This window comes from Humibacillus xanthopallidus (genome assembly GCF_006716675.1).
GTDB classification, from domain to species: Bacteria; Actinomycetota; Actinomycetes; order Actinomycetales; family Dermatophilaceae; genus Humibacillus; species Humibacillus xanthopallidus_B.
Genome location: NZ_VFPM01000002.1, coordinates 1,088,889 through 1,114,456, shown reverse-complemented (window position 1 = coordinate 1,114,456; position 25,568 = coordinate 1,088,889). Strand labels below are relative to the sequence as shown.

Genomic DNA, 25,568 nt, shown 5'->3' with positions numbered 1-25,568 from the left:
TGCGAGGGTCACGGGACGACCACCGGACAGGCGGGGCTGCCGGAGGTGGTGCAGGCACTGCGCCCGACGATGGTCGGGCTGAGCGGGCTCTTCTGGGCGACATAGTCCGCGACGACCTGGTCCATGATGTTCTGCGTCGTCACCCGCGGCGCGAAGTTGGGGTAGCCGTCGCCGCCCGTCGACATGAAGTCGTTCTCCGCGATCTTGTAGGTGCCGGCAGCCGTGAGGTCGATCCCGGCGCCGGTGCATGAACCGTCAGCGGCCTGACGGACCGCACCGGTGACCCGCGACCCAGCGGGCTTCGAGATGTCGTACGTGAAGCAGAGCCCCGACACCTGCGCGTAGCGGCCGTCGGCGGCCGGCATCCGTGAGACGCCGTTCTCGAGCATCGCCTTCAGCTCGGCGCCGTTCACCGTCAGCGTCACGACGATGTTGCCGAACGGCAGCACGGTGAGCACCTGCCCGCGGCTGATCGGGTAGGGCGGCGGTGTGTAGGCGGGACAGAAGTCCGACGGGTTGTCGGTCGTCGGGCAGGTGAGGGCGTCACGCAGCCCACCGGAGTTCGTGATGGCGAACTCCACACCGATGGACGAGTATGTATCGCGCATCGCGTCGGCGACCACGTTGCCGACGAGCGACTCGCACGTGCGGCCCGCGGCGTTGCCGCAGGCGTCTGCGCGTGGGATGAACCGGGTCGAAGAGCCGATGAGCGTCGAGAGAATCGGGGTCAGCTGGGCGTTGAGGTCGTCGATCCGGGCCTGGATGGTCGGGTCCGGCGTGACGCCGATGTCCCACGGCTTGTGGAAGTCGGCTGTCTTGTAGACGGCAGCCTTCGTCGACGGGTCGATGACGATCCGGACCCGGGTGAACCTGATGCCCTTGCTCCGGTTCTCCGTGACGAGCACGTTGTTGGCCCGGGTGCTGACCACCTGGAAGTCCGTGTGGTCGCCGACGACGACATCGACGTTGTTCAGGTTGTCGGCGAGATCCAGCAGGGGTCCGGTCGGGTTGTTGAGCGTGCCATCAGTCGCACCGAGGTGCCCCACCGCGACGATCGTCTTGACGCCGGACGCCTTGAGACGGGCCGCTTCCGAGTTGACGGCGGTGAGCGAGTTCGCGACGTGGAACGGTGGGAAGGCCGTCGGCGAGACGAGGGTCGGTGCGTCGTCGTTCGTGAAGCCGACGACGCCGATCTTGACGCCGGCGAAGGAGAAGACCTGCGACGGCTTCCACTCAGGGGGCGTCTTGCCGTTGGCGTCGACGACGTTGGCCGACAGGAAGGGGTACTTCGCCAGGGGGATCAGCGTGTTGCGCAGGTAGGTGGACCCCTTGTCGAAGTTGTGGTTGCCCAGGCCGTCGGACGTGAACCCCATGTCGTTCATCGTCTCGATCGTCGGCGTGTCGCCGAAGAAGGCGCTGATCGGCGGTGTGGCACCGACGGAGTCACCGCCCGCGACGAGGAGCGAGCCGTCGGCGGCCTCGCCGGTGCTGCGGTACCAGTCGAACCACGTCTTGAGGTACGCGGCGCCACCGATGGTGAACGACGGCGTCGACGAACCCGCGTTGTCAGGGGCCTCGGTCAACGGGATCAGCTGGCCGTGGAAGTCGCTGACGTCGAGGATCGTCGCGACCTTGAGGTTGGGCGAGGTCGTGAGATCGACCCTGATCTTGCCTCGGGCGTTCTGCGGCCCCGGGACGCGCAGCAGGAAGGCGAGGGTCGGCGCGACGTCGATCGCGCGCATCCCGGTGACCGGGGACTGCTTGCGGATGCCGGGACCCGACGCCACGAACGTCGCGTGCATGTTGATGTTGTGCGCGAGGTCGACGAGGTCGGGCAGGTAGCCGTGCTGGCCGAAGAAGTTCGAGTAGGCGATCGTCTGGCCCGGGGTGGCCGCGTCGAACTGGTACGGCGGGGCGAGGACGACGACGACGTCGCCGCTGCGGCTCGGGTGAAGCGAGTCGCTGCCGTCGACGTTACGGAGCTCCTCCTTCTTCATGATCTTCAGCACGACCTTGTCATCCGGGTTGGCCGGGTCGGCGAGGTTCTGGAAGGCGTTGATGACCTGCGTGCGCACCTGCTCGTAGGTCGTCCCGGCCGGCAGGGGCGAGTTGACGTAGATCTGTGCGGTGCCGCCTGCCCAGCATGCCTTGGCGAGGTTCACAGGAGGCGGTGCCTGGCGCGTGGCCGCCCGGCAGTTGGACGGCTGTTCCGGCGACTGCACCCCGGCGTCGGAGAGCACCTTGGCGGCGTTCACGGCATACCACTGCGGTGCGAAGCCGTGGTCGGAGCCGGCGATGGTCGTGGGCGAGCCACCCATGAGGGAACGCGCGAGTGCGAGCTTGGCGTCGGCCTCGTGGTAGGCGCTGCGGATGTAGCCCTCGCGCTGCGCGACACGGCCGTCGGGGACGCCGTTGTAGTCGGCGTCGTCGTAGACCGGGTTGGGCTTGTCGTTCGGCCCCGTCGGGGTCACGAGGGCCATGAACTGGTGGCTGAACTCGTCGGTCACGGGGTACCCGACGAGGGCGAGGTCGGTATTCGGTTGGAGCGTGCCCAGGATGTAGTCGAGCACCGCGTCGCCGTAAGCCTTCTCGAGGTCGCGGCCCTGCTGGACGTAGGTTTCCTCGTCGATGATTCGCGCCTCGAGCGGCGCGAAGTCGGCGGCGACGGCGGTCGGAAGGTTGTCGGCGAGGTACTTCTCGAGGCGGTTCTCTCCGGCGCCCCCCGCCGGGAGTGCGTTGCACGCGGCAGTGGAGCACGTCGCGATGACCCGCTGCACGGAGGTGAAGTACAGCTTGAAGCTGGACAGGTCCGGAGCCAGCGTCATGAGCTTGGTGTAGAAGCCCGCCGACTGTCCGGCGCGAGCGCCGATGAGGCCGTCCGCACCGCGGAGCTTGACGTCCGTGAAGTCGCCGACGCCGAGCTGCGCAGCCGGGCTGGCTGCATCCTTGGCGGCAAGTGCCGGCACGAGCAGCGCGCGGTCGTACGCCGAGACGCCGTCGACGACTGAGTCGTAGACGTAGATGTTGTAGAGGCGCGTGGGGTTCTGCGCGGCGAAGGTCGTCGCCACCGTCAGCTGGGTCTCCTGGGGCGGCGCGACCGGGTCGCCGGCGGGCGTGTTGGTCCAGCCGCTGGCCGGGGCGAAGGCCGCCACCTGATAGCTGATGCCGAAGGATGCCGCACCGGCCTGCTCCGTGCCGTCGAGCGGATAGGAGAGGACACCGCGCGTGGAGAAGAAGTTGGCGAAATCGACTGTGGGGCCGGCGATTCCGGCTTGAGCGCCGCCGACCCACTCGATCTGGGCGACCTTCTTTCCGGCCCGCTCGGCGGCCGCGGCGACCGTGTCGGCCTGCAGGGTCCCCGTTGACGAGAAGCTCGTCCGGTTGGCGAACGGCTCACCCGGCCGGTAGTAGGTGTTGTTCGTCGAGCCGTGCTCGGACGGGTAGGTGCCCGTCGCCATGGTGTACCAGCCGACACCGGTGTTGGGCGGGAACGCCTGCACCATGCCGTTGTCGCCGCGCACACCGCTCGCCATCATCGAGGCGTAGGTCGGCATCGCTCCCTGCCCGGCGTACTTCTCCATGAGGTCCGGCCGCATCCCGTCGGAGGAGTAGAGCACCGCGCGGTCGGTCTTGGCCGGCGGCGCCGGACTGGCGGTCGGAGCCGGCGACGCGGCCGAGGCGACCTCCGCCGGCGCGGCGAGCGCCCCGGCGGAGCCGAAGAGCAGGGCCGCCCCGGTCAGGACGGTGAGGATGCGGGCACGAGATGCGAACACTTCTGCCTCCCACAGGCGGTGTCCACCCGGCAGTGGGCCAACCGAGTGTGACCCGAAAACGCTAGTACCGCCCCGTCCCGCCTCGGAGCGGAATCACCGATTCTCAGGTCGGAGAGGAGGCGTCGGGCTGCGGGTCCGGCGGCGGGGCCGTCCCCTGCGGGACGGCACCGTCCCCTGGCGTGCGGTGGGACGTGGTGCGCCGCCGCCAGACGAAGGCGACCCATCCGGCCACCACTGTCACGATGCTCACCCACGTCGCCCAGTTGGTGAAGACCTGGGTGGCTGTGTACCTCACGGTGCGGTCGACGGGCAGGATGAGCTCGACGTAGCGGATCAGGGGCTGCCCCGTCTCCGGGAGCAGTACCTCGATGCGGGCGGTGAGGTGCAGAGCGGACGATGGCCTCAGAGGGTGGACCTTCCACGTCCACAGCAGGCCGATGTCGGAGCCCGTCGACGCGTTGACGCGACCGTTTGGCTCTACGACAGCCTCCTGGGGATCGACCACCAGCACCGCTGCCGCGTCAGGGGATACGCGCACCGTGCCGCCGGGCGTGGTGATCGTGCCGGGCAGGACCTCGGCTATGCGCTGACGCAGCTCCGCGGTGCTGCCGATGCTGAGCCCGAGGTCGGCCGACTCGTCGGCGGCGAGGCGATCGGGTGCGTGCCAGCTCACGGGGGCCTGCACGAGCTCGGCGATCTGGGCATCCGCCTTCGCGAACGGTGAGGTCGGCGTCCCGGAGGGGGAGGGCGTGGACTCCGTCTCGGTGACGGCTGGTGCCGGCGCCACAGTCCCGTTGCCGCTGCCCGCTCCCCCGCAACCCGCGAGCGCGAGCAGGACCAGGCTTGCGAGAACCACCATCAGGGCGCGGACCCGACGGACGCGAAACAGGCTCCTGGTCTGCTCAACCATGACTGCCTCCCTTGGCCGCCACCGTGGAAGACCGGCCGACGGACGGCCCCCTTCCTCCTTCCACGGTAGAGCGGCTCCGCTGCGACGTCGCCCCTTTCGTGATGAAAGCGACGAACGGCGTCAAGAACGAGAAAGCGGCCAGCACCGTCGGTCGACGCGTGGTGCGCGGTGCGCGGCGCCGCGGCGGTGGCAGCGTGACCCGGCCGGACGGCATACCTGCTGGGTAGGTTGGTCGGCATGAGCTCGCCGCTGGTCACGCGCATGCAGCCGTTCGGCACGACGATCTTCGCGGAGATGTCGGCCCTCGCCACCTCCACCGGGGCCATCAACCTCGGGCAGGGCTTCCCCGACACCGACGGCCCGCGCGAGATGCTCGAGGCGGCCAAGGCGGCGATCGACGGCGGACGCAACCAGTACCCGCCCGGGCCCGGCGTGCCCGAGCTGCTCGCTGCGATCGCCGCCCACCAGGAGCGCTTCTACGGCATCTCGCTCGACCCCGCGACGCAGGTGCTCGTCACGGCAGGCGCGACCGAGGCCATCGCCGCGGTGGTGCTCGCACTGTGCGAGCCCGGCGACGAGGTCGTCACCTTCGAGCCCTACTACGACTCGTATGTCGCGACGATCGCGCTCGCGGGAGCCACCCGGCGCACGTCGGTGCTCCGCTTCCCCGACTTCGCCGTCGACGAGGACTCGCTGCGGGCGGCCTTCTCGTCGCGCACCCGTCTCGTGCTGCTCAACACACCGCACAACCCGACGGGCAAGGTGTTCACGCGCGCCGAGCTCGAGCTGATCGCCGGGCTCGCGCGGGAGCACGACGCGTGGGTGGTGACCGACGAGGTCTACGAGCACCTCGTCTTCGACGGTGGCGAGCACGTGCCCGTCGCGACGCTGCCGGGCATGGCTGGCCACACCATCACGATCAGCTCGGCGGGCAAGACGTTCTCGGCCACGGGCTGGAAGGTCGGCTGGCTCACGGGACCCGCCGAGGCGGTCGCCGCGGCCCGCACGGTCAAGCAGTTCCTCACCTATGTCGCCTCGGGGCCGTTCCAGCCGGCCGTGGCCCTCGCGCTCGGTCTCGGTGACGAGGTGTATGCCGGCCTGCGCGACTCGCTGCAGGCGAAGCGCGACCTGCTGTGCTCGGCGCTCGAGGAGTGCGGGCTGCGGGTGTCGCGGCCGTCGGGCACGTACTTCGTCATCGCGGACGCGGCGCCGCTCGGGGCGGTCGACGGGCTGGAGTTCGCCCGCCGGCTGCCGTCGATCGCCGGAGTGGTGGGGGTGCCGGTATCGGTGTTCCACGACGACGCCGGCGCTGCGCGCACGCTCATCCGCTTCGCCTTCTGCAAGCGCGACGACGTGCTGCTCGAGGCCAGTCGCCGCCTGGCTGCGGCCACGACCTGACGCTGCCCGTCCACACCTCCGCGCGCGGGGATGTCATCGTCCACAGGCGGAGCTCGCACGGCTGCGTCGGCTCGTGGCCCGGGTGACGATGGCGACATGTCGCTGGTGTCCGCGGTCGTCGCCCTCGCCCTCGCGATCAGTGCGGGGGCGGGTGTGGTTGTCGACCCAACGCGCGAGCCCACCTCTCCCGCAACGGTTTCGGCACCTCCGCAGCAGGAGGCTCGCTGGGCGTGGCCGATCGAGCCGGCGCCAGAGGTGGCTCGGCGGTTCGACCCGCCCGACCAGCCGTGGCTTCCTGGGCACCGCGGCGTCGACCTCGTGGGGGCCGTCGGGCAGGTGGTCCGCTCCCCCACGGATGGCACGGTGACGTATGCCGGCCGGCTCGCCGGGCGCGGCGTCGTGGTCGTGACCCACGCAGGCGGCCTGCGCAGCACCTTCGAGCCGGTGTCATCCACGGTCAGAGTGGGGAGCCTTGTGTCGCAAAGTGATCCGGTCGGACAGATCTCAGGTGAGGTCGGCCACTGCTCCCCCGCCACCTGCCTCCACTGGGGAGTCCTGCGTGGGCGAACCTATCTCGACCCGCTGGCCTTCGTCGGTCGCGGACGCATCGTCCTGCTCCCGCTGGGCTGAGCACGCTGTCCCCTGGCCAATCGAAGGAGCACTCCGAAACCCTGCCCGGCCGCCAAGCCCCATCGAAAGAGCGCTCCGTTTGCCGACGGATTGCTCTTTCGATTGGATGCGCGGTCCGTTCCCGGGGGGTTGGTCGCGGCGCAGTCTCAGGTCTCGGGGCTCGGGTCTCCGGCCCGGGGTCAGGCTCGGGGGTGCGCCTGCTCGTAGCTCGTCCGGAGCCGTTCCACCGAGACGTGGGTGTAGAGCTGCGTCGTCGCGAGGCTCGCATGACCGAGCAGCTCCTGCACCATGCGAAGGTCGGCGCCGCCCTCGAGCAGGTGCGTCGCGGCGCTGTGCCGCAGGCCGTGCGGTCCGAGGTCGGGGGCGTCCGGGAGGTGCGACAACATCTCGTGGACGGTCGAGCGCACCTGCCGCGCATCCACTCGTCTGCCACGCCGGCCGAGGAAGAGCGCGGGACCCGACGTCGCGGTCGCGAGCGCGCCGCGCACGGACAGCCAGGCGAGCAGTCCACGGCGGGCCGGCTCGCCGAACGGGACGACCCGCTCCTTGGACCCCTTGCCCATGACCCGGACGACGCGCTGGTCGAGGTCGAGGTCGTCGACGTCGAGGGCAGCGAGCTCGCCGACGCGGACCCCGCTGGCGTAGAGCAGCTCGAGCATGGCCCGGTCGCGCACGTGGATGGGGTCGGCGTCGTCGGCGCGCACGGCTGCGATGTCGAGCACCTGCGCTGCCTCGGTCTGCTTGAGGACGTCGGGCAGGGCGGAGTGTCGGCGGGGCGCGACGAGCCGCAGCGACGGGTCGGTGGGGATGCGACCGGTGTGTGCGGCCCATCCGAGGAACGTCCGAGCCGACGCGGCGCGCCGGGCGATGGTCGAGCGAGCGGCGCCGGCATCGGCCTGCTCCCCCAGCCAGGCGCGCAGGTCGGCGATGCGCAGCTCGCCGAGCTCGAGGATGCCACGGCCCGCGGCGTAGGTCAGCAGGTTGCGCACGTCGCCGAGGTAGGCGCGGCGCGTGTGCGGCGACCGGCCGCGCTCGGCGCCGAGGTGCCGGCCGTAGGCGTGCAGCAGCTCGGAGTGCCGCTCCAGCACACCCTCCGGCTCCTGCGCCACATCTGTCACTCCCGCACCATGACAAACCTTTCCCCGCAGGGCAACCCCCATCACGACGAGTGCCCACTTCCCGACGCCCCGCGCCGAGTCGAGCGCCCACTTCCCGACGCCCCCGCGGAGCAAAGTCGAGTGCCCACTTCCCGACGCCCCGCGCCGAGTCGAGCGCCCCTCTTTCGAAAGAGGTGCGGCTGGCAACCGGCAACACCCTCGCAGCAACACAAGGAAGGTCCGGGCGGAAAGTGGGCACTCGACGGCATCACGTCGGAAACTGGGCACTCGACGAGTGGAGTCAGACACTGGGCGCCCGAGCTGTCCTGTCGGGAACTGGGCACTCGACCGTGTGGTCAGTCGGCGCTGCGGAGCCGGGCGGGACGTTTGCGCCACCGCCCCTCGGACTCCACGACGAGACCGGCGCGCTCGAGGCGACCGAGGGCCGAGCGGACCCCGAGCGCCGGCTGCGCCGTGGCGACGACGAGGCGGTCGAGATCCGTGCCCACGCGGAAGGGCACGGCCTCGAGCACCGCCGCGTCGAGGAGCGACAACCCGTCCTCGGGCAGGACCGGCCCGTGGAGCGGCTCGCAGGCATCGGCCCCGATCTCTCCGACGAGGTCGATGACCTCCGCGGCAGAGGTGACGAGGACCGCACGCCCGTCGCGGATCTCCTCGTGGCAGCCCGATGAGGCCATGGACGTGATCGGCCCCGGCACCGCTCCGACCGGGCGGCCGGCGTCCGTCGCGTGCCCGACCGTGTTTCGTGAGCCCGACCTGAGGTCAGCCTCGACGACCACCGTGCCGCAGGTCATGCCCGCGATGAGCCGGTTGCGCGAGAGGAAGCGCGACCGCATGGGGGCGGAGCCCGGCGCCACCTCCGACACGACCAGTCCTTGCGCGGCGATGCGGTTGATGAGGGCCGCGTGCGCGGCGGGATAGGGCCGCTCCACACCACCGGCCAGCACCGCCACCGTCGGGCCGTCGACGGCGAGGGCCCCGCGGTGTGCGCTCCCGTCGATGCCGAAGGCAGCTCCCGAGACCACGGTCCAGCCCCGCGTGGCCAGCCCGGCAGCGAGTTCAGCAGCGATCTGCTCACCGTAGGAGGTGGCCGTGCGTGACCCGACGACCGCGACTGACCGCTCGACGGTCTCACCGAGGTGCAGCGGCCCCCGCACCCACAGGCACCACGGTGGCAACGCGATCTCGCGCAGGCGCTCGGGCCACTCCTCGTCGGAGGGGACGAGGAGGCGGGCGCCCACGGTGGCGGCGATCGCCAGGTCGCGCTCGGTGTCGAGAGCGGCCACCCGTGCGGCAAACCGGCCGAGCCTGCCCGCACCCTCGTGGATGCGCTGCACCGTCTCCACGGCACCGACGGACTCGACGAGGCCGTGGACCTCCTTGTCGCACGGCTCGACCAGACGGGACAGCGCCGCCCGAGCCCACCGGTCGTCGGCCCTCACGCCGCGACTCCCTGCCGGTGGCGCAGCGACATGGCGAGGTCGACCTGCTCGCGCTCCGGGCGCTCGAGCCTCACGAGGTCGGCGACCGTCCACGCGACGCGGTGGCCTGACCACTCGCATACCTCAACAACATAAAGCGGCCCCCGCAACGTTGGACGCGTCCGAGGGCCTGACGATGAACCTTAGGAGTTCCTCGTGGACACCATTCTAGAGGCTGCCCGCTCACTCGGGACCGTCTTCCTGATCCTCGCCACCGTTGCCGCGTGGCTCTACGGCTTGAGCGGTGCTCGCCGTGGCTGACGCACCGGTCAACGTCGAACGCACGAGCTCGGGGCGGTTGCGCCCGGTGTGCGAGTTCTGCGGCCGTCGTGGCCGCGCGGTCGTGTCGGACGAGTCCGGCCGGGTCGGCATCCTCGATCTCTCGCGCGGCTGGTCGGTCGCGCCGTACCCGCTCGCCCACGTGCACGCCGACGGCAGCACGGGTGACCTGTTCACCTGCCCGGCCTGTGACGCGCGCCTGATGCGCGGTGAGGCACTACGTGCACGCCAGGGCGTGGTGAGGCGACTGACGTAGCGCCAGACGCTCGACGCGGCGCCGGACAGTGCCCCAGCCGCGACACCAAAACGGATGACGCACGCGGTGATTGACCTCTAGGTCCGTGAACCGCCACGGACCGCCCCGCCCATAGCGCGTGCACGCGTTCGGCGGGGTCAGCGGGCAGCCGGGCCTCACTCCGAGGCTGGGCTCTCCGGCGTGGGCAGCCATCGACGCGAGGTCGGTTCTTTGGGAGGGATGGCCACACCTCTGCCCCGCTCGCGGGTCCGCGCCGTTGTCGGTGCCCGCACGCACCATGTTCAGCAACGCACCACCCAACAGAAAGGCACGACGATGACCACGATCACCGCACTCCGAGAGCGCGTCTCCGAGAGAGAACGCTCGACCGCTCTCGAGCGCTGGCTCCTGTGGCCGCGTAGCGAACTCGGCTTCGCTGTCAGCGGCCTGGGACAGCGCGTGATGCGCCTGGGGAACCGGCTCGAGGATGCCGCACCCGACGGCGACGAGGACGAGGCCTGGAACAAGGGCGTCGAGTACGGGCGCCGGATGCGTCGCCCGGCACCGGCCCGCGGCGACGTCGAGGCGCTGCTCACCCGCCTGGGAATCGACACCTCCGAGGCCACGATGGCCAAGCTCGGATACGCGAGCGAGGTCACGGAATGAGCGCCACCACGACGGACGTCCCGCCGGCCTACGCACGCCGCGGGGACTGCCCCACGTGGTGCACCCACCACCACTGGGACGACCGCCCCGGCCGCGAACCGGCCTTCATGTGCCACGCGACAGAGGCGGGCGACGGGGACGACGCGCTCGAGCTCTACCTCACCGCAGAGGGCGGCCTCGGCGCGGCCGACATGGGCAACGTCGAACGCACCCCCGAGCAGCTCCGCGCGTTCGCCGCACGCCTCGTCGAGGCAGCGGAAACGCTCGAGCACGGCTGACCCTGCAAGCCCGACCGACATACAGCACCCCCGCTCAGTGGATGAGCGGGGGTGCCGTTTGCGTCTCGGCCAGTCAGGGAGGCAGCCGATCCGCGGAGGGGGTAATTACACGCTACGGACGCGCACGGGTGGCGGACCGGCGAAGCGCCGACTGCGTGACGCGGGTCTCATTCCGAGAAGGGGCGCGACTGCCCTGGTGGACATGCCATGGGAGTCGGCTGGGGGAATGCGGGCTGCCGACTCAAGACACTTCGCGGTGCCCACACTCGGGACAGATCAGGCCCTCGGAGTTGGTCGAAGATTCGCGCTCGTCGCCGACGACCGAGCGACGCTCCATCCGTGCGCCGCACTCGGGGCACGTCGGCTGCTTGGTCTGGTCTTCCTCGCGGATCGTGATCGGCATAAGCGGCACGCTACAGCGCTGCGCCGCGAATGCCGCGGTGCCGGCGCCTTTCATACGTGCGCCTTGGCCTCCCAAGAGTGCTCACACGATTCGCAGCGATAGAGGTACTTGGCCCGACGGGTCGCAGCCATCCGCGGCTGAGGTGCGACGGTTCGCGTAACGGTGCGCTTGCCGCATTTGGGACAGTCCGGTATCTCGGTCATGGTGGGAAAGGTACCCATAATGCTTGGCGCGGCGCCTGTCGACGGGCTATGCGGCACCGTCTGCCGGGGTCAACTCGTCGGCCACAGTCAGGGTCCAGGCCTGCGCGTAGCCGTCGCCACCCCAAGCGAATGCGGCGGCGCGCTGGTCGCCCATCGCGTCGAGCACAGCGAACACCGTTTCAGGCGCCAGTGGCACGGCTTCCCCGGAGCGTATCGCCCGGTCGGTCTCCTCGTGCTCGGCGCGCATGCCGTCGGTGGCCCACTGTCGCCACTGGCGCGCTCGGATAGCGAGCCAGGATGCCCGGAACGCCGAACCGGCAGCCGAGCGCCCGCCACCGTCACGCCGGGCCATCAGCGGGCGCCTGAGCGACGCGCCAGACCACCACGGCGGCCGGCCTCGGACACGGTAAGCGGGCGACCCTGCATACCCTTACCCTCGGACGGATCCTCGAGCCCAAGGTGACGCAACAGTGCGGCGATGGCCTGCCTCGATCGGCGGCACTCCCCAACGAGCGCATTGACGACAGGCTGACCCATCGAGCCCTTCACGATGAGTCTGCCCTCGCCGACTTGCTCGGCCAAGGCGGCCTCAAGGGTGCCCAGCATGGCCAGCTCGGCGCACGCGTCGGCCAGAGTCTGCCTCTCGCGTGCGTCGGGCACGAGGCCATCGTCTGCCCACTGCTTGGCGATCGCTCGCCACAGGGCGCGACCCTCCGTAGGAACGGACTTCGGTGCAGGAACGGCCTTGGTGGCCATGATTCCCCCTTCAATCGGTGGGTTGTTCGGTGCCGGTCTGAGCACGAAGCGGGCCTCTCTCGTGCCTAGACCGGGCCTTTTGGGGCCTGAAAACGGGCGACTCCGAAGCGGTAGCCAGGTTCGCTTCTGTCATCCCGCATCGCCTCCACCCTTGCCGGGGGGAGGGGACCCATGCCCCACCCCCGGCCGGGCGGATGGTTGGCTCGGTCAGGCGTTGACCTTGGCTCGCTGTCTCGCGACGGCTTCGGCTGAGTTGGTCTCCTGCTCGGTGCGTGTCTGCCACTTGATCGTGTAGCCGCGCTCGATGGCTTCGCGCCAGTAGTCGACGCCTCGGGCGTTGCGGTTGAACCGGGAGAGGTCGCGGTGCGTGGTGATGACGAGGCACCGAGAGACTTCCTCGAAGACGTCGCTCACGGTGTCGGCTCGGTTGCCTCGAGGCGCGAACGCAGCGCGCACGTTGCGCAGGTACTCGAGGACATCGGCGGCCTGGGTGAGCCGGTTGTATGCCTCGCCCTTGCCGCTGGTTGCGGCGTAGTGAGCGGACGTGATGCCGTCGAGCTCGGCCAAGGCTGCGGTGAAGTCTCGACCGGCCTGGTCGAACAGGGCTGCCAGTGGCTCGGCCAGTCGCTCGGAGGTGGTGAACATGGCGGTGGCTACCCGGTCCTCTGCAGCGCGCACGAGGGTGGCTGCGGCGGACAGTCGGGCGTCGCGGTTGTCGTGGGCGATGAGGGCGGCGTGCGCCTTGGTGAGCGTCTTCGCCGTCACGGTGGTGAGGTCGGGCGCGGTCTCGGTGGTGATGTCGTGGTGGAGGGTGCGGGCGGCCTCGAGCAGCGCCTGGGCCTCGCTCACCTCGGCGGGTAGGTCGAGGTCGTAGAGGTTGGCGGCGGCGAAAATCTCGGAGGTGAGGCTGTCGGACATTGGCTCAGTTCCGTTCTGTGGTGGCGCTGTCGGTGTCGGGCTCGAGCTGACCGCGCGTGTCGTAGCGTCGCGCCTTGGCCGGCTCGGTGGGGCGGCCCTGGGAGTCGACGGGCACTGAGTGCGCGGCTTGTTTGGCGGCGATGGACCGGAGTGTCCGCTCGGTGATGGACAGGTGCGAGTCGTCAGGCATGTGCGCTCTCCTGGGCGGTCAGGTGCGCTACGGCGTCGATGAGCCGGTGCGCGTTGATCGGGATGGGTGTGTAGCTGCTCGAGGCGATCTCGGGTGAGAGGGCTCGGGCGTCGAGGATCGTGCTCGGGTCGTAGCTGCCCCCGGTGATCCAGTCGTGCATGGCGGTCGCCTCGGCGGCTTCGTCGAGCGCGGCCGTGAGGGCTCGGGCGGCCTTGGCCAGTGCGTCGGCTGCGGTGGTGGCGCGCTTCGCGGACGCTCTCCGGTCGAGCGCGTCGCGGGCGGCCTGTAGGTCGTTGATGACGTCGTGCCGGGCCGTGGTGAGGGCGGCCTCGTCGGCCTTGGCCTGGGCGAGTCGCTTACCGAGCGCGTCGGCGTGCGGTGTCGCCACGGTTGTGGTGCCCTCGCGGGCGGCCACGGCGGCGGCTCGCGCGTCGGCGCGCTGGGCCTCGACCAGCAGTGACGACCAGTCGCGGATGAGGTTCCCACGCTGGGTGGCTGCGGCGCCGGCCTTGCCGTCGATGGCCTCGAGCTCGGCCACGAGCGTGGCCAGCTCGGGCGGCAGGAGCCGGGTCGGGGGTCGGTGGGTGATCGTGTCGGACGTTGCCTGACGGTTCGTTAGGCGGGTCATGCCGTCTCGCTTTCGTTGGCGCCGGCCGTGTCGGTCGGCGGGTCTGCGGGGGTGGTGTGTCGGCGGTTGCCGGTGTGTCGTGCCGGGTCGGCGGGCTGCATTGCGAGTTGCTCGAGGTGGGGACAGTGGGTCTCGAGCCCTTCGCCGTGCTGGCGGCAGCGCCATGAAACGGAGCCGTCGAGGGTGCGGCGCACAGAGACGCGCACCTCGTCGACGTAGCCGCGTGCGGTGCGTCCCCCTCCGGGCTCGCTGGTGCCGCTCCAGCCGATGAGCACGACGCTCACGAGGTGGCCCACGTCTCGGCTTGCGGGGCGGCTCGACGGGGGCGGCGGCGGGGTCGGCTCAGCTCGGCAGCGCACTCGGGGCAGCCGGTGCCTCGCCAGGTCACTCGGCGCCAGTGGGGGCGGCAGGCATAGCCAGAGGTGGGCGTCGTGTCCTCGAGCTCGGTCGGTGCTGTCAGCGCGTCGGCAACGGTCGGGGCCATCCTGCGTGGCCGGCTGTCGGGCCACCAGAACCGGCCGCAGCCGGGGCAGGTGAGGATGCGTGCTCCTCCGCTGGTCATTGCCTCGGTCGGGGCCGGGCGGGCGCATCCGGGACGGTGCGCCGGTTTGTGGTCAGGCATTGCGGTGCCTCCTGCAGTGGGTTCGTGGGTGAGTGAGCGTCTCGAGCCGGTCACGATGGGCTCGCTCGCGGCCGGCCAGGCCCTCGTGTGCGCGGCGAGTAGTCGATGCCTGGTCCCAAGACACCCCACGTGGGGCGCTCCTCGTCTGCGAGGGCGGCGCACGAGGTCGTGAGCGGGCACGGGCGGCACCACGCGAGCACCGCGGCGCGCTCGGCCGCGTCCTCCGATGTGAACCGGCCATCATCAGCGCACGGCGGCGTGCGGTCGCTGTCGAGCAGGTCGGCCAGGGCGGTGTTAAACACCTCACGCGCGGTCACTGGTCGGCCGCCTTGGCGCACGAGGGATGCACGGTCCAGCCGGGTCGCAGGATGCCGCCACAGTGCGGGCTTCGCGCCGGCTCCGTCTGCTCAGTCGTGGCGGTCATGACGCGGCCTCGGCTCTAGCCCGGTCGTGGCAAGCGAGGCAGTCGAGCCCGGCCACTGCGCGCAGCTCCTCGACGGGGCCGGCGCACGATGAGCAGAGTCCGTCGTCAGGGGTGGGACGAAGTGTGGGTATGACTTTTGTGTCCGAGGGTGTCTCCCTCTCTCTCTGGGGAGAGGTGGAGGTATATACCCACGTTTCGTCCCACCCCCCAAACCGGACATGAGCGCGCACGACGTCGGCCACAAGGGAGCCGTCATCGCCGGCTAGGTACCAATTCACCGTGCCGGTTGGTTCCTCGTCCTCGTCGTCTACGCGGTCGTTGGTGACGATGCCGATAGCGGCCAGGTCCTCGAGGGTGTGCCGGGCCACCTTCCGGTCGAGCCCGGCGTCTCTCGCGCATGCCGACGTCGACAGCAGCTCACCAGAGGAGAGAGCGCCGAGCACGGCTCTCCGGCTCTCCGGCATGCTGTCCAGTGCGACACGCCGCGCGATGGCCACGGCGGCGCTGTCAGGCATCCCGAGGGCCAGCACCCCGCGGGCCACCATTGAGAGCTGTTGGACCAGCCGCATGGGCTCCTCAATGACAGGCATTCCCTCGATCTCTCGCCGGCCGTAGCCGTTTCGTGGCACCGACGCTCGGCCCCACGCGGTCACGAGGGCGGCATCTTCGATGCGGTCAGCCACCTCGTCGGGCAGGTAGTCCACGAGGGCGCCAGCGGCGGCCAGCACACGCGAGGCGGCGGTGCGTGCGGCGGTGCGGTGCTCGGTCAGGTTGCCCCGACGCGCCAGTGCTGACGCGCGGCGCTTCTCGTCGGTCGCCCGCTCGGGAAGGCGCACGTACACCCACCTCGGTCCGAGGGCGTCGGCGTGCGCGCTGTAGCGGTCGATTGCCTGAGTGACGCACGCGACGACGGTTAGCCGCCCCGACCACTCGAGGCGCTCGGTCGTGCTCGTCCTGCCAGGCGGCGAGACGTCGCGGGTGACGTGTCCGTCATAGGCGCGGCGCAGCAGCCCGAACACTTGGTCACGGCCGCCGCGGTCGGACGTGGCGAGCAATGACGACAGGTCACCGAACGTCACGAGCGCGCGGGCGCTGACGCGGGTCAGGACTCCCGTGGGGTGAACATCCTTGCCTTTGGACCAGCCGAGCAGCCCGGCCGCGGTCACCTCGTCGAGCCGCGCGTCTGCGGCATCGTCGAGCAGCCGAACGGCCTCGGTCTTTCCCGAGCTCGGCGGCGCCACCATGAGCAGCCAACAGGGCTCACCGTCCGCGCGATGGGTGGCGGCCACGGCCAGCGACACGACGACGTGCGTAGGGTCGGGCAGGTGCTGCCACTGACGCAACCCGTTCAGCATTTCCCCGAGCAGAGCGCGTGCATGGTCAGGGTCGGGACGGTGCTCGCCGGAGCGCGCGATGCGGTCGCCGTTCTCGTCGTAGTCGCCCGCGTCGGCGTGCTCAATGCTTTGCAGGCTCATCGGCTCGCCCCTCGCACGCTGTAGCCGGCATGCTCAAGCTCGGCCCGTAGATCGGGCATCCGCTCGTCACGAACGAACCACCCGCGGTTCACTGCGGACCAGTAGGCGGGCACGTCGTGATCCTTGAGCCACTGACGAATCGGCCCACGTATCAGGGTGTTTCGCGTGTCGCTCGTCGCGATGATGTAGACATTCCGCCTCACGCAGACCACCGGGCCTCTCGGCGCGCGGCGGCTGCCCGGTCTGCCTCGGCGTCCCGCTCGGGGATCCTCGCCATCGCCTGAACCACGGTGAACGCGCGGCGGTGGCGCGCGGCGGCCTCAGCGTCGGCCAGCTCACGGCCGCGGTCCAGGCCATGCCCGATGCCAGCGGCGTACCCGTCGCACCAGATGAGGAAGTCAACCGGCGTCATGCTCACGAGGTCGCGGCTCACCGGGGGACACCCCCGACCGGCTCGAGGCGGCACAGCACAACCTGCGCAGCCTGCCCGCGGTCGCGCGCTCTGCGCTCCATTTCCCACGCGGGGGCGGCAGAGAGGAAGACGCGGCGCCGGTAGCGGCCGTCCTCCGGCTGCACAACGAACACCCACACATCCGCGACGGCGCCCACCGGATCGAAGGTGGCTCGCGTCGAGGGCGCCGAATCCGTCATACTGGCAGCAGAGTTGAGACGCTTGGTGGCGGTGAGACTTTCAGGAGCGCCGTCCGTGCCCGCGGGCGGCGTTTCGCTTGCGACCATCAGGAAGTACCGCCCCTCAGCAGGACGGCGAGCCTCGAGAGTTGAGCCTCGGTCAGGGGCGGCCATTCCGCGACGGTGCGCGCGATGTGCTCGGCCAGGCCCTCAACTTTGAGAGCACGACGTGCGGCGATTAAGTCGGGGTCATCGGCGGAACGTGAGCGTGAGAGGGCGGCGACACGGCCGCGGTGTGTCATGAGGTCAGACACGGAAAACCTCCGAGCAGGACTAAATCGTCCTCGCTGGGAGGTGAATCGCTTCCGGTGTATCGGCCCCGGTCGCCAGACGAGCGGTCACCCGCAAGTCACATAGCCGAGCAGTTTCCTGCTACGTCCCATGCTAGCAGCGTCACCGCCACGCAGGCCACTTCATCCGTCACGCCTGCGCGTCGGATTGGTCCGCGTCGAGACGATGACCTGCAGTGGGACGGAGTGCACGTCATTCTCGCGGCAGGGCTCGAGATATCGCGCGACGAACTCGGGCCAAGGCATCCCTACCTCGGCGTGTCCCTTGCAGCGCAAGCGTACTCGCGCCACCCCATCGGTGAAGTCGTCGCGCACAGTCGCATGGGAGGGCTGCTCTTCCATCCACTCACCCAGCCAGGTCTGGGGATCCCGCTTCCCTCCACCGATCTTGCGCGTCACTACCCAGAACCACCGCCACTCGCCCGAGTCGCGGTGCTGCGCGTAATCGAAGGTATCCACGGGACGCCCGCGCGCGTGTGCCTTGTTGTCACAGACGATTGTCACGCGGAAGTTGGTCACTTCTCCCCCTTGGGTCTGACGCGCACTGTCGCGGGGTCGAACGTTCGCACGCCTCGGCCGGGCGGGTGAATCGTCACTGTTGCCAACGTATCGATGATCGCCCGGCGATGCTCCAGTGACAGCCCATCCCAGACAGCGCGCACGTCTGTGGCTCGCACGAGAGGACCGAGGACGTCGACGCGTCCGGCGTCCGCCAGCGACTCCTCGAGTTCGGCCAATCGTGACCGTAGGCGCTCTGTGATGGCGCGTATCTGCGAGGCGGTTAGGGTGCCGTCTGCGAACTCGAGCGCGACGGACTCGAGGCGGTTGCGAAGCGTCGAGGCTTCGTCGTGGAGTGCCGCCGTGTCCGGGCGCTTCGTCGTGGTCAGGAGTTGCGCAGCATCCGGGCGAGACAGGCGCTCGAGGATGACGGCAGACACGTACTCGTCAACGGGCTCGGACATGCGCGCAAAGTGCCCGTAGGCGGCGCTGCACCGGTAGTTCGGGACGTTCTGGCGTGCGTTCCCTCCACCCCAAACGGGGGCGCCGCAGACGCCGCACAGGGCGAGACCGGAGAGCAGCCGACGGGCCAGCTTGCGCGGTACTGCCTGCCGCGTCGACAGGTGCGCGACGGCCGCTCTCCACGTCTCCTGGGCCACGACGGGCGGCCACTTTGCCTCGGCCACTATCTCGCCCTTGTATGCCCTAAGACCGGCGTATCGAGGGTTGCTCAACACGACGCGCACGGTCTGCCCCGTCCAGCGCGACGGCTCCCCTTTGTGGCCCTCAGCCCACCGGGCCTGACCGCTGTGCAGTTCGACCTCGTTCCACGTCTTGGCGATCTGGGCGAGCGGAACACCGGAGAGCAAGTCGCGATATGCGGTGCGGATCGCGTCGGCCTCGCGCTCCCGGATCGTCATGCCGTCCTGGTCGTAACCGAACGGACGGCGCCCACCGGATCGGCGCCCCTCGTGCGCGGCCTGCTTGTTGGCACTCTGCTGTCGGTCTGACTTCAGCTCGACTTCGAGTCGGGCGATCGAACCGAGGTTGTCGGCCACGTAGCGGCCCGCGGCCGTGGAAAAGTCGAGCTCCGCACCATTGACCAGTGAGAGGGTCACCCCAGCCGCTTGGCAGGCTTCGTAAAGGCGCAACTCGTCGCGTCGATTGCGCTGCAGTCGGTCGAGCGCCCATGCAATCACCACTCCCACTCGCCCCGATTGCACATCGTCCAGCACGGCCTCGAATCCGGGCCGGCGACGTCCGCTCTTAGCGCTCTGGTCGTTGTCCTCATGCACGGCTAGGACTTCCCACCCGCGGTCAGCCGCGCGGCGCATGCAGTCCTCGCGCTGCCGGATCACCCCGGCGCGCTCTCCGGCGCGGTCCTGAGAAATCCGAACATAGACGTTTGCGGATGTAGTCACATCTGCTATTCTAACGCACAGGTGACCCGGAGCGACCGGTCGTAGCCTCGCAGGCTGAGCGACCCCGTCTCGAGGGCCCGGTCGAGGGTCGCCGTGGCAGCGGGAGCGAGCCGCCAGGGCGCCGCCCGCAGCACCGAGCCGGGCACGTCGGCGTTGACCGGGCTGCGCTCGCCGAGCACCGGGCCCCAGCGCTCGGCTTGGGCGAGGCGGGCCGCCGTCACCCGCGCCGCGACGACGGCGCTCGACTCCCCTGGCGCTCTGCCGGCGAGCGACAGGCCCGGCGGCTGCACGTGTACCTGGAGGTCGACGCGATCGAGCAGGGGGCCGCTCAACCGTCCGAAGTATGCGCGACGCATCATCGGCGTGCACGTGCAGTCGAGGCCCTTGCCCCAGCCGTGGCCGCACGGGCAGGGGTTGGCCGCCATGACGAGCTGGAACCGCGCAGGGAACGTGACCGTCTCCTGGGCCCGGGCGATCGTCACCCATCCCGTCTCGAGCGGCGTGCGCAGCGACTGGAGGACAGCCTTGGAGAACTCCGGGGTCTCGTCCAGGAAGAGCACCCCGCGGTGGGCCTGGGTGATCGCACCCGGCCTGATGTGTCCGCTGCCGCCGCCGACGACGGCCGCCTGCGACGCTCCGTGATGCGGTGCGACGAAGGGCGGTCGGGTGATGAGCCGCCCACCCCCGACTGATGGCCCGAGCGCCCCGAGCACCGAGTGGATGGCTGTCACCTCCATCGACTCCTCGTCGTCGAGCCCAGGCAGGACGCCCGGCAGCCGCTCGGCCAGCATCGTCTTGCCCGCCCCCGGCGGGCCTGCGAGCAGGAGGTGGTGGCCTCCGGCGGCGGCGATCTCCAGAGCGAGCTTGGCGTCGGCCTGCCCGACGACCTCCGACAGGTCCTTGACGACGCCGGCCGCCGGCGGTGGCCCCGGAGGGACCCGCACCTCTTCCACGGCTCGTCCGCGCCGGAGCGCGTCGTAGCGCCTGACGAGCTCGGTCACCTCGGCCACCGGGTGCACGCTGACCCCCCGCACGAGCCTGGCCTCGGCCGCGTCGGCGACGGGAACGACGACGTGCCGCACCCCGGTGAGGGCGGCAGCCCGAACCAGCGGCAGCACGCCGGAGACCGGGCGCACCGTTCCGTCGAGCCCGATCTCACCGATGTGGACGACGTCGGCGACGACGCGGTCCTCCACGACGCCCATCGCGGCGGCCACGGCCATGAGGATGGCGAGGTCGAAGCCGGTGCCGATCTTGCGCTCCCCTGCCGGTGAGAGGTTGACGGTGACCCGCCGTTGGCTGACCGGCAGCCCCTCGATGAGCGCGGACACGGCCTTGATGCGGTCGGAAGACTGCTTGACGGCAGAGTCGCCCAACCCGCTGATCGCGAAGCCCGGCAGCCCCTGCGCCACGTGTGCCTCGACGTCGACGACGAAGCCATTGACCCCGCGCAGGGCGACGGACCTCGTGTGCCCGAAGCCCATCAGCACACCCCTCTCAGGTGCTCGAGGCGTGCCGGCCGACCCGGCAGGCACAGGATCGAGATGACGTCGATGCGCAGCGCGCCCGCGGCCTCCTCGGGATGGTCGTCTCGCCAGAGCCCACCGAGCTGCCGCAGCCGGCGCTGCTTGCGCCACGTCACCGCTTCGTAGGGCGCACCGAATCCCTCACCGCTGCGCGTCTTGACCTCGCAGATGACAAGCGCGACGCCGTCTCGCGCGACGATGTCGAGCTCGCCGCGCACGCACCGCCAGTTGCGGTCGAGGATCTCCACGCCCTGCGCGAGGAGGTAGCGCGCGGCCAGCCGCTCGCCGTAGTCACCGAGCGCACGGGTGGCGGGCGGCGACGAACGCGCGCCCGACCCCGAGTACGGCCCTGAAACCGCTCCCGCGCCCGAGCGCGGGCGCGATCTCGAGCGGGCTGAGCCATCGGGTGCGACGGGAGTCGTGAGGTCCATGCCTCCCACCATCGGCGCCACGCGCGTGACGGCGCGACACCCGCGTCACGGCTGTGGACGGCATACCCCTGCGGACGGCCCGACGGCGGGAGGTGTGGACAACCGACGGGGTCGTCAGGAGAAGTCGCCGGACTCCGGGAGCTTGATGTCGGGCTTGGGCAGCTCCTCGACGTTGACGTCCTTGAACGTCACGACGCGCACGTTCTTGACGAAGCGCGCGGGGCGATAGATGTCCCACACCCAGGCGTCGGCCATCGTCACGTCGAAGAAGACCTCGCCGCCGTCGGTGCGCACCTTCACGTCGACGGAGTTGGCGAGGTAGAAGCGCCGCTCGGTCTCGACGACGTGGGTGAAGAGGCCGACGACGTCGCGATACTCCTTGTAGAGCTGCAGCTCCATCTCGGTCTCGTACTTCTCGAGGTCTTCCGAACTCACCGCTGGCTCACCTGACCGTTGTCGCTGTCTGCTCGGGCACGGGGGCGGGCACCGGCAGGTCCGTCATCCCATTCAACACCCCATCGAGACCCGACTCGTGCACGCCGGGCAGACGCCACGACCGTCGGTGCAGCTCGCACGGCCCGAGGCGCGCGATGGCGTCCATGTGCTCGGGCGCGGCATACCCCTTGTTAAGGGCCCAGCCGTATGCCGGGTGGTCGGCCGCCAGCCCCACCATGAGGTCGTCGCGCTCGACCTTCGCGAGCACGCTGGCCGCGGCGACCGACGAGCACTTCATGTCGGCCTTGATCATCGTCGTCACCGGCGGCGTCGACGCGCCGGCCGCGTCGTCCGAGAACGCGAGCAGCCCGACCTCGCCGGGCGCGGTGAGCCAGTCGTGGTTGCCGTCGAGGATGACGAGGTCGGGCACGACACCGAGCGACCCGAGGGCCCGCGTGCCCGCGAGGCGCAACGCCGCCATGATGCCGATGGCGTCGATCTCGTCGGGGCCGGCGTGCCCGACGGCATACGCCACGGCCCAGCGCTGGATGCGCGGCACGAGCCCCTTGCGGGCCCGCTCCGTCAGCAGCTTGGAGTCCTTGACGCCGACGGGGGCCGAGCGCACCGTCTCGTCGATGACGACGACCCCGACGCTCACCGGACCCGCGAGGGCGCCGCGCCCGACCTCGTCCATGCCGGCGAGGAGACGGTGGCCGGAGCGCTGCAGGGCACGCTCGACCCGAAGGGAGGGCTTCTTTGAAGGGGCTGGACGCGCGACCATCGGGACCGTCAGCTCGCGGGGGCCTTCGTCGTGGCCGGCACCGTCTTCGTGCCCGACGGCGTGACGGCCGGGGTGCTCGCCGGGGCGGGGACCTGCGCGAACGTGCGCTCCGGGACCCCGAGCCACGTCACGTGGTCGATGGGCCAGACGATGAAGAGGGCTCGGCCGACGAGCTTGTCGATCGGCACGGAGCCGGTCGCGCCCGTGCCGTCGTCGTGGTAGCGGCTGTCGGAGGAGTCGGAGCGGTGGTCGCCCATCACCCAGACGTGTCCGGCCGGCACGGTGATGTCGAACTTCTTGCCCTCGCTCGGCGCGTCGCCCGGCTTGATGTAGGGCTCGGTGATCGGCACGCCGTTGACGAGGATCGGTCCGGTGCCGCCGTCGGACTGGACGCGGTCGCCGGGGAGCCCGATGACGCGCTTGATGAGGTGGTTCTCGGAGTCCTCCGGGAGCAGCCCGACGAAGACGAGGGCCTCGTGGAAGGGGCCGCCGACGGTGCTCGAGCCGCCGTCGAGCCCGGCCAGCCACGGCTGAGGCGTGCCCGGGTCCTCGAAGACGACGACGTCGCCGCGCCGCAGGTCGAACGGGCCCGGTGTCAGCTTGCTGACGATCACCCGGTCGTCGCGCACGAGGGTGTTCTCCATCGAGCCCGACGGGATGTAGAACGCCTGGAAGAGCCAGGTCTTGACGACGAACGACAAAGCCATCGCGAGCACGATGACGATGACGAGCTCCTTGATGCCGGCGAGGACGGTCGCGCCGAACCCGCGGGGACGGTCCTCGTCGTCCTCGAGGTCGTCGTCGAAGTCGTCGTCGTAGGGATCGTCAGCACGCCCGCGGCGACGCTGGAGGTCGTCAGTGCCGCGCCCGCGCGTCGGGTCCTCGGGGCGTCCGGTCTGCTGCGACATCACTCACCATTTCGTGGGACGGGGGCGGCTGGCACGGATGCGAGCTGGCCCTGGTCGACGTATCCGAGCCGACCGAGCGGCCAGTATCGCACCCAGACCTTGCCGATGATGTCCTCCCCGGGAACCATGCCGCCACCCGGATCGCCGAGGTGCGCGCGCGAGTCCGCCGAGGCACCGCGGTTGTCGCCCATCATCCAGAAGCGGTCGGGTGGCACCGTCACGTCGAACGTCATGGCGCTCGGCACCGCGCCGGGCGCGATGTAGGGCTCGTCGACGGCGACCCCGTTGACCTCGAGGCGCCCGTCCGGCGCGCAGCACTTCACGTGGTCGCCGGGCAGGCCGATGATCCGCTTGATGTAGTCAGTGGGCTGGCCCTTGCCGAAGATGCTCTGGGCCGCCTCGACGAGCGTCTGGAACAGCCCCCGCTCCGGCACGCGCAGGTTGAAGCCCTGCGAGGCGTCGAACACGACGATGTCGCCCCGCTGGAGGTCGGCGGGCGCCGTCAGGCGGCTCACGAGGATGCGGTCACCGACGAGCAGCGTGTCCTGCATCGACCCGCTGGGGATGCCGAACGGCGTCACGAGGAAGGTGCGCACGAGGACCACGAGCAGCAGCAGCGTCGCGGGCCCGAGCAGCCAGCGATGCCGCCGTATGCCGCTCGGCGGGCGGGTGCGCGAAGGCGCGGTGGACCCCTGCTCAGGGGTCGTGTCGGCACTCATGCCGCCACGACCCGAGAGAGGTCCGCCGCGCCCTGCGAGGTCATCGGGACGCCCGCGTCAACAGCGGACGTCAGGCCTTCTTGGCCGTCGTCTTGGCCGCGCCGGCCTTGGCCGGGACGTTGTCGCGCTTCTCGCGGATCTTGGCAGCCTTGCCGCGCAGACCACGCAGGTAGTAGAGCTTGGCGCGGCGCACGTCGCCACGGCTGACGACCTCGATGTGGTCGATGATCGGCGTGTGCAGCGGGAAGGTGCGCTCGACGCCGACGCCGAACGAGATCTTGCGGACGGTGAAGGTCTCGCCGATGCCGCCGCCGTGGCGACGGATGACGACGCCCTGGAAGACCTGGACACGCGAGCGCGTGCCCTCGACGACCTTGACGTGCACCTTGAGCGTGTCACCCGCGCGGAACGCGGGGATGTCGTCGCGGAGCGACGCCTTGTCGAGTGCGTCGAACTTCTGCATGATGTTCCACTTTCCTGGGCGCCACAGGTCACCCGGCACGATGTTCGTGTGTGCGTCCGTCGGGCCGCGTGGGTCTCCGGCTCCCCGGATCGTGGACCGTGGGGGCGTGGTGGGGACCCGACTCCCCCTGTGGCAGGGGCCGTCGTGTCGGACGCAGTGGTCAAGTCTGCCAGAGCCACGCGGCATACCTGAAATCGGCGAGCCCGCGGGCCGGAGTGCCCGCCGGGTCACGGCCAGCCTACGGTGGCGCCGTGGACATCTCCCCCGGCTGGCCCGTGGCCATCGCCCTCGTCGTGCTGCTCGCCGTCACCGTCGTGGCCAACCGGATCGGACGCATCGATCTCGACCGGGAGGCCGTCGTCGCGGGAGCCCGAGCCATCGTGCAGCTGGGGCTCGTCGCGCTCGTCATCACCGCGGTCGTCCGCTCGATCTGGCTCTCGCTGCTCGCGGTCGGCGTCATGTTCACCACGGCGGCCGTGACGACGGCCCGGCGGGTGGGTGCGCCCCGCTCGTGGCACTGGGCGGCGGCGTCGATGGCCTGCGGGGTCGTGCCCGTCGTCGCCATCCTGGTCCTCAGCGGCGCCGTGCCCTTCGTGGGGGTCGCCCTCATCCCTGTCGCCGGCATCGTCATCGGCAACACGATGACGGTGCACACGCTCGTCGGCCGTCGCACGTTCGCGGCCCTGCGCGAGGAGCACGGACAGTACGAGGCCTGCCTGTCGCTCGGCCTCACCGCACCTCAGGCCGTCGACGAGGTCATCGCCCGCCGGGTGCCGGAGGGGATCGTGCCGAGCCTCGACCAGGTGCGCACCTCAGGCATCGTCACGCTCCCCGGGGCCTTCATCGGCGTCATGCTCGGCGGCGGCAGCGCGGTGCAGGCGGCGACGGCCCAGGTGCTCGTGCTCTTCGCGATCATGGCGACCCAGGCGATCACCGCAGGCGTCGAGGCCGAGCTGATCCGTCGCCGGCTCATGCTCGCGCCCGACCTGCGCGCGTCGCTCGTCTCCTGACCACGGCGC

29 protein-coding genes are annotated in these 25,568 nt (G+C 70.5%); 7 read left to right on the top strand and 22 right to left on the bottom strand.

What is annotated here, in order from left to right; translation table 11 throughout:
• Window positions 1-8: 8 nt before the first annotated feature.
• Both FBY41_RS13090 and FBY41_RS13085 read right to left on the bottom strand, forming a co-directional pair.
• On the bottom strand, window positions 9-3,773 hold the full coding sequence (locus tag FBY41_RS13090; RefSeq protein ID WP_141844664.1) for a 5'-nucleotidase C-terminal domain-containing protein: 3,765 nt from the start codon (window positions 3,771-3,773) through the stop codon (window positions 9-11).
• A 103-nt stretch (window positions 3,774-3,876) separates the two neighbouring features.
• Entirely contained in the window at window positions 3,877-4,683 is an 807-nt protein-coding gene (locus FBY41_RS13085; protein ID WP_141844663.1) for a hypothetical protein, read from the bottom strand.
• Between the two features lie 237 nt (window positions 4,684-4,920).
• On the opposite strand from FBY41_RS13085, the gene FBY41_RS13080 reads away from it, so the two are divergent.
• Window positions 4,921-6,081, top strand: a complete 1,161-nt coding sequence (locus FBY41_RS13080) for a pyridoxal phosphate-dependent aminotransferase (protein ID WP_141844662.1) — start codon at window positions 4,921-4,923, stop codon at window positions 6,079-6,081.
• A gap of 96 nt (window positions 6,082-6,177) precedes the next feature.
• On the top strand, window positions 6,178-6,711 hold the full coding sequence (locus FBY41_RS13075) for a M23 family metallopeptidase (protein WP_141844661.1): 534 nt from the start codon (window positions 6,178-6,180) through the stop codon (window positions 6,709-6,711).
• 179 nt (window positions 6,712-6,890) lie between these two features.
• On the opposite strand, the gene FBY41_RS13070 is transcribed toward FBY41_RS13075, so the two are convergent.
• Together FBY41_RS13070 and dprA are read right to left on the bottom strand one after the other, a co-directional pair.
• On the bottom strand, window positions 6,891-7,829 hold the full coding sequence (locus FBY41_RS13070) for a tyrosine recombinase XerC (protein ID WP_260439748.1): 939 nt from the start codon (window positions 7,827-7,829) through the stop codon (window positions 6,891-6,893).
• 335 nt (window positions 7,830-8,164) lie between these two features.
• Window positions 8,165-9,271 carry a DNA-processing protein DprA gene (dprA, locus tag FBY41_RS13065; protein ID WP_260439747.1) on the bottom strand — a complete coding sequence of 369 codons (1,107 nt, stop codon included), beginning with the start codon at window positions 9,269-9,271 and terminating at the stop codon, window positions 8,165-8,167.
• Window positions 9,272-9,563: 292 nt separating this feature from the next.
• Between dprA and FBY41_RS13060 the strand changes: the two genes are divergently transcribed.
• From FBY41_RS13060 to FBY41_RS13050, 3 genes are all read left to right on the top strand, one after another.
• Window positions 9,564-9,845 carry a hypothetical protein gene (locus tag FBY41_RS13060; protein ID WP_141844659.1) on the top strand — a complete coding sequence of 94 codons (282 nt, stop codon included), beginning with the start codon at window positions 9,564-9,566 and terminating at the stop codon, window positions 9,843-9,845.
• A 219-nt stretch (window positions 9,846-10,064) separates the two neighbouring features.
• Window positions 10,065-10,490 (top strand): hypothetical protein, encoded by a 426-nt coding sequence (locus tag FBY41_RS13055; protein ID WP_185749041.1) that lies wholly within the window; start codon window positions 10,065-10,067, stop codon window positions 10,488-10,490.
• The gene (locus tag FBY41_RS13050) at window positions 10,487-10,768 is read left to right on the top strand and encodes a hypothetical protein (protein ID WP_141844657.1); all 282 of its coding nucleotides are present in this window, start codon (window positions 10,487-10,489) and stop codon (window positions 10,766-10,768) included. Before FBY41_RS13055 ends, FBY41_RS13050 begins: the two co-directional genes overlap by 4 nt.
• Window positions 10,769-11,009: 241 nt before the next feature.
• Here the strand turns inward: FBY41_RS13050 and FBY41_RS23430 are convergent, their stop codons facing one another.
• The 8 genes from FBY41_RS23430 to FBY41_RS13010 all read right to left on the bottom strand — a co-directional run bounded on the left by FBY41_RS23430 (window position 11,010) and on the right by FBY41_RS13010 (window position 15,991).
• Complete coding sequence (locus FBY41_RS23430) at window positions 11,010-11,171, bottom strand: zinc ribbon domain-containing protein (RefSeq protein ID WP_185749040.1); 162 nt, start codon at window positions 11,169-11,171, stop codon at window positions 11,010-11,012.
• Between the two features lie 249 nt (window positions 11,172-11,420).
• On the bottom strand, window positions 11,421-11,726 hold the full coding sequence (locus FBY41_RS13045) for a hypothetical protein (RefSeq protein ID WP_185749039.1): 306 nt from the start codon (window positions 11,724-11,726) through the stop codon (window positions 11,421-11,423).
• A complete protein-coding gene (locus FBY41_RS13040) occupies window positions 11,726-12,130 on the bottom strand; it encodes a P27 family phage terminase small subunit (protein WP_141844655.1) in 405 nt (134 codons plus the stop codon). The genes FBY41_RS13045 and FBY41_RS13040 overlap by 1 nt, the downstream gene beginning before the upstream one ends.
• Window positions 12,131-12,337: 207 nt before the next feature.
• The gene (locus FBY41_RS13035) at window positions 12,338-13,048 is read right to left on the bottom strand and encodes a hypothetical protein (protein WP_141844654.1); all 711 of its coding nucleotides are present in this window, start codon (window positions 13,046-13,048) and stop codon (window positions 12,338-12,340) included.
• A gap of 4 nt (window positions 13,049-13,052) precedes the next feature.
• The gene (locus FBY41_RS13030; protein WP_141844653.1) at window positions 13,053-13,238 is read right to left on the bottom strand and encodes a hypothetical protein; all 186 of its coding nucleotides are present in this window, start codon (window positions 13,236-13,238) and stop codon (window positions 13,053-13,055) included.
• Window positions 13,231-13,866 (bottom strand): hypothetical protein, encoded by a 636-nt coding sequence (locus FBY41_RS13025; protein WP_141844652.1) that lies wholly within the window; start codon window positions 13,864-13,866, stop codon window positions 13,231-13,233. Before FBY41_RS13025 ends, FBY41_RS13030 begins: the two co-directional genes overlap by 8 nt.
• Window positions 13,863-14,150, bottom strand: a complete 288-nt coding sequence (locus FBY41_RS13020) for a hypothetical protein (protein WP_141844651.1) — start codon at window positions 14,148-14,150, stop codon at window positions 13,863-13,865. Before FBY41_RS13020 ends, FBY41_RS13025 begins: the two co-directional genes overlap by 4 nt.
• A 758-nt stretch (window positions 14,151-14,908) precedes the next feature.
• On the bottom strand, window positions 14,909-15,991 hold the full coding sequence (locus tag FBY41_RS13010; protein WP_141844650.1) for a hypothetical protein: 1,083 nt from the start codon (window positions 15,989-15,991) through the stop codon (window positions 14,909-14,911).
• Between the two features lie 39 nt (window positions 15,992-16,030).
• Here FBY41_RS13010 and FBY41_RS13005 point away from each other — a divergent pair, with 39 nt between their 5' ends.
• On the top strand, window positions 16,031-16,411 hold the full coding sequence (locus FBY41_RS13005; RefSeq protein WP_141844649.1) for a hypothetical protein: 381 nt from the start codon (window positions 16,031-16,033) through the stop codon (window positions 16,409-16,411).
• A gap of 175 nt (window positions 16,412-16,586) precedes the next feature.
• Here the strand turns inward: FBY41_RS13005 and FBY41_RS13000 are convergent, their stop codons facing one another.
• The 10 genes from FBY41_RS13000 to rplS form a co-directional block, all read right to left on the bottom strand.
• Complete coding sequence (locus FBY41_RS13000; RefSeq protein WP_141844648.1) at window positions 16,587-16,820, bottom strand: hypothetical protein; 234 nt, start codon at window positions 16,818-16,820, stop codon at window positions 16,587-16,589.
• 670 nt (window positions 16,821-17,490) lie between these two features.
• On the bottom strand, window positions 17,491-17,886 hold the full coding sequence (locus tag FBY41_RS12990) for a hypothetical protein (protein WP_141844647.1): 396 nt from the start codon (window positions 17,884-17,886) through the stop codon (window positions 17,491-17,493).
• The gene (locus FBY41_RS12985; RefSeq protein ID WP_185749038.1) at window positions 17,883-19,286 is read right to left on the bottom strand and encodes a recombinase family protein; all 1,404 of its coding nucleotides are present in this window, start codon (window positions 19,284-19,286) and stop codon (window positions 17,883-17,885) included. The genes FBY41_RS12990 and FBY41_RS12985 overlap by 4 nt, the downstream gene beginning before the upstream one ends.
• A 5-nt stretch (window positions 19,287-19,291) precedes the next feature.
• Entirely contained in the window at window positions 19,292-20,770 is a 1,479-nt protein-coding gene (locus FBY41_RS12980; protein ID WP_141844645.1) for a YifB family Mg chelatase-like AAA ATPase, read from the bottom strand.
• Complete coding sequence (locus FBY41_RS12975; RefSeq protein ID WP_141844644.1) at window positions 20,770-21,243, bottom strand: YraN family protein; 474 nt, start codon at window positions 21,241-21,243, stop codon at window positions 20,770-20,772. Before FBY41_RS12975 ends, FBY41_RS12980 begins: the two co-directional genes overlap by 1 nt.
• Before the next feature lie 114 nt (window positions 21,244-21,357).
• The gene (locus tag FBY41_RS12970; RefSeq protein ID WP_026863782.1) at window positions 21,358-21,678 is read right to left on the bottom strand and encodes a DUF2469 domain-containing protein; all 321 of its coding nucleotides are present in this window, start codon (window positions 21,676-21,678) and stop codon (window positions 21,358-21,360) included.
• Between the two features lie 7 nt (window positions 21,679-21,685).
• Window positions 21,686-22,459, bottom strand: coding sequence for a ribonuclease HII (locus tag FBY41_RS12965; protein ID WP_141844643.1), 774 nt, complete (start codon window positions 22,457-22,459; stop codon window positions 21,686-21,688).
• A gap of 8 nt (window positions 22,460-22,467) precedes the next feature.
• Entirely contained in the window at window positions 22,468-23,367 is a 900-nt protein-coding gene (gene lepB, locus FBY41_RS12960; protein WP_141844642.1) for a signal peptidase I, read from the bottom strand.
• Complete coding sequence (gene lepB / locus FBY41_RS12955; RefSeq protein WP_141844641.1) at window positions 23,367-24,086, bottom strand: signal peptidase I; 720 nt, start codon at window positions 24,084-24,086, stop codon at window positions 23,367-23,369. The genes lepB (FBY41_RS12960) and lepB (FBY41_RS12955) overlap by 1 nt, the downstream gene beginning before the upstream one ends.
• Before the next feature lie 70 nt (window positions 24,087-24,156).
• Window positions 24,157-24,549, bottom strand: coding sequence for a 50S ribosomal protein L19 (gene rplS / locus FBY41_RS12950; protein ID WP_141844640.1), 393 nt, complete (start codon window positions 24,547-24,549; stop codon window positions 24,157-24,159).
• A gap of 251 nt (window positions 24,550-24,800) precedes the next feature.
• On the opposite strand from rplS, the gene FBY41_RS12945 reads away from it, so the two are divergent.
• On the top strand, window positions 24,801-25,559 hold the full coding sequence (locus FBY41_RS12945; protein WP_141844639.1) for an ABC transporter permease: 759 nt from the start codon (window positions 24,801-24,803) through the stop codon (window positions 25,557-25,559).
• Window positions 25,560-25,568 lie beyond the last annotated feature (9 nt).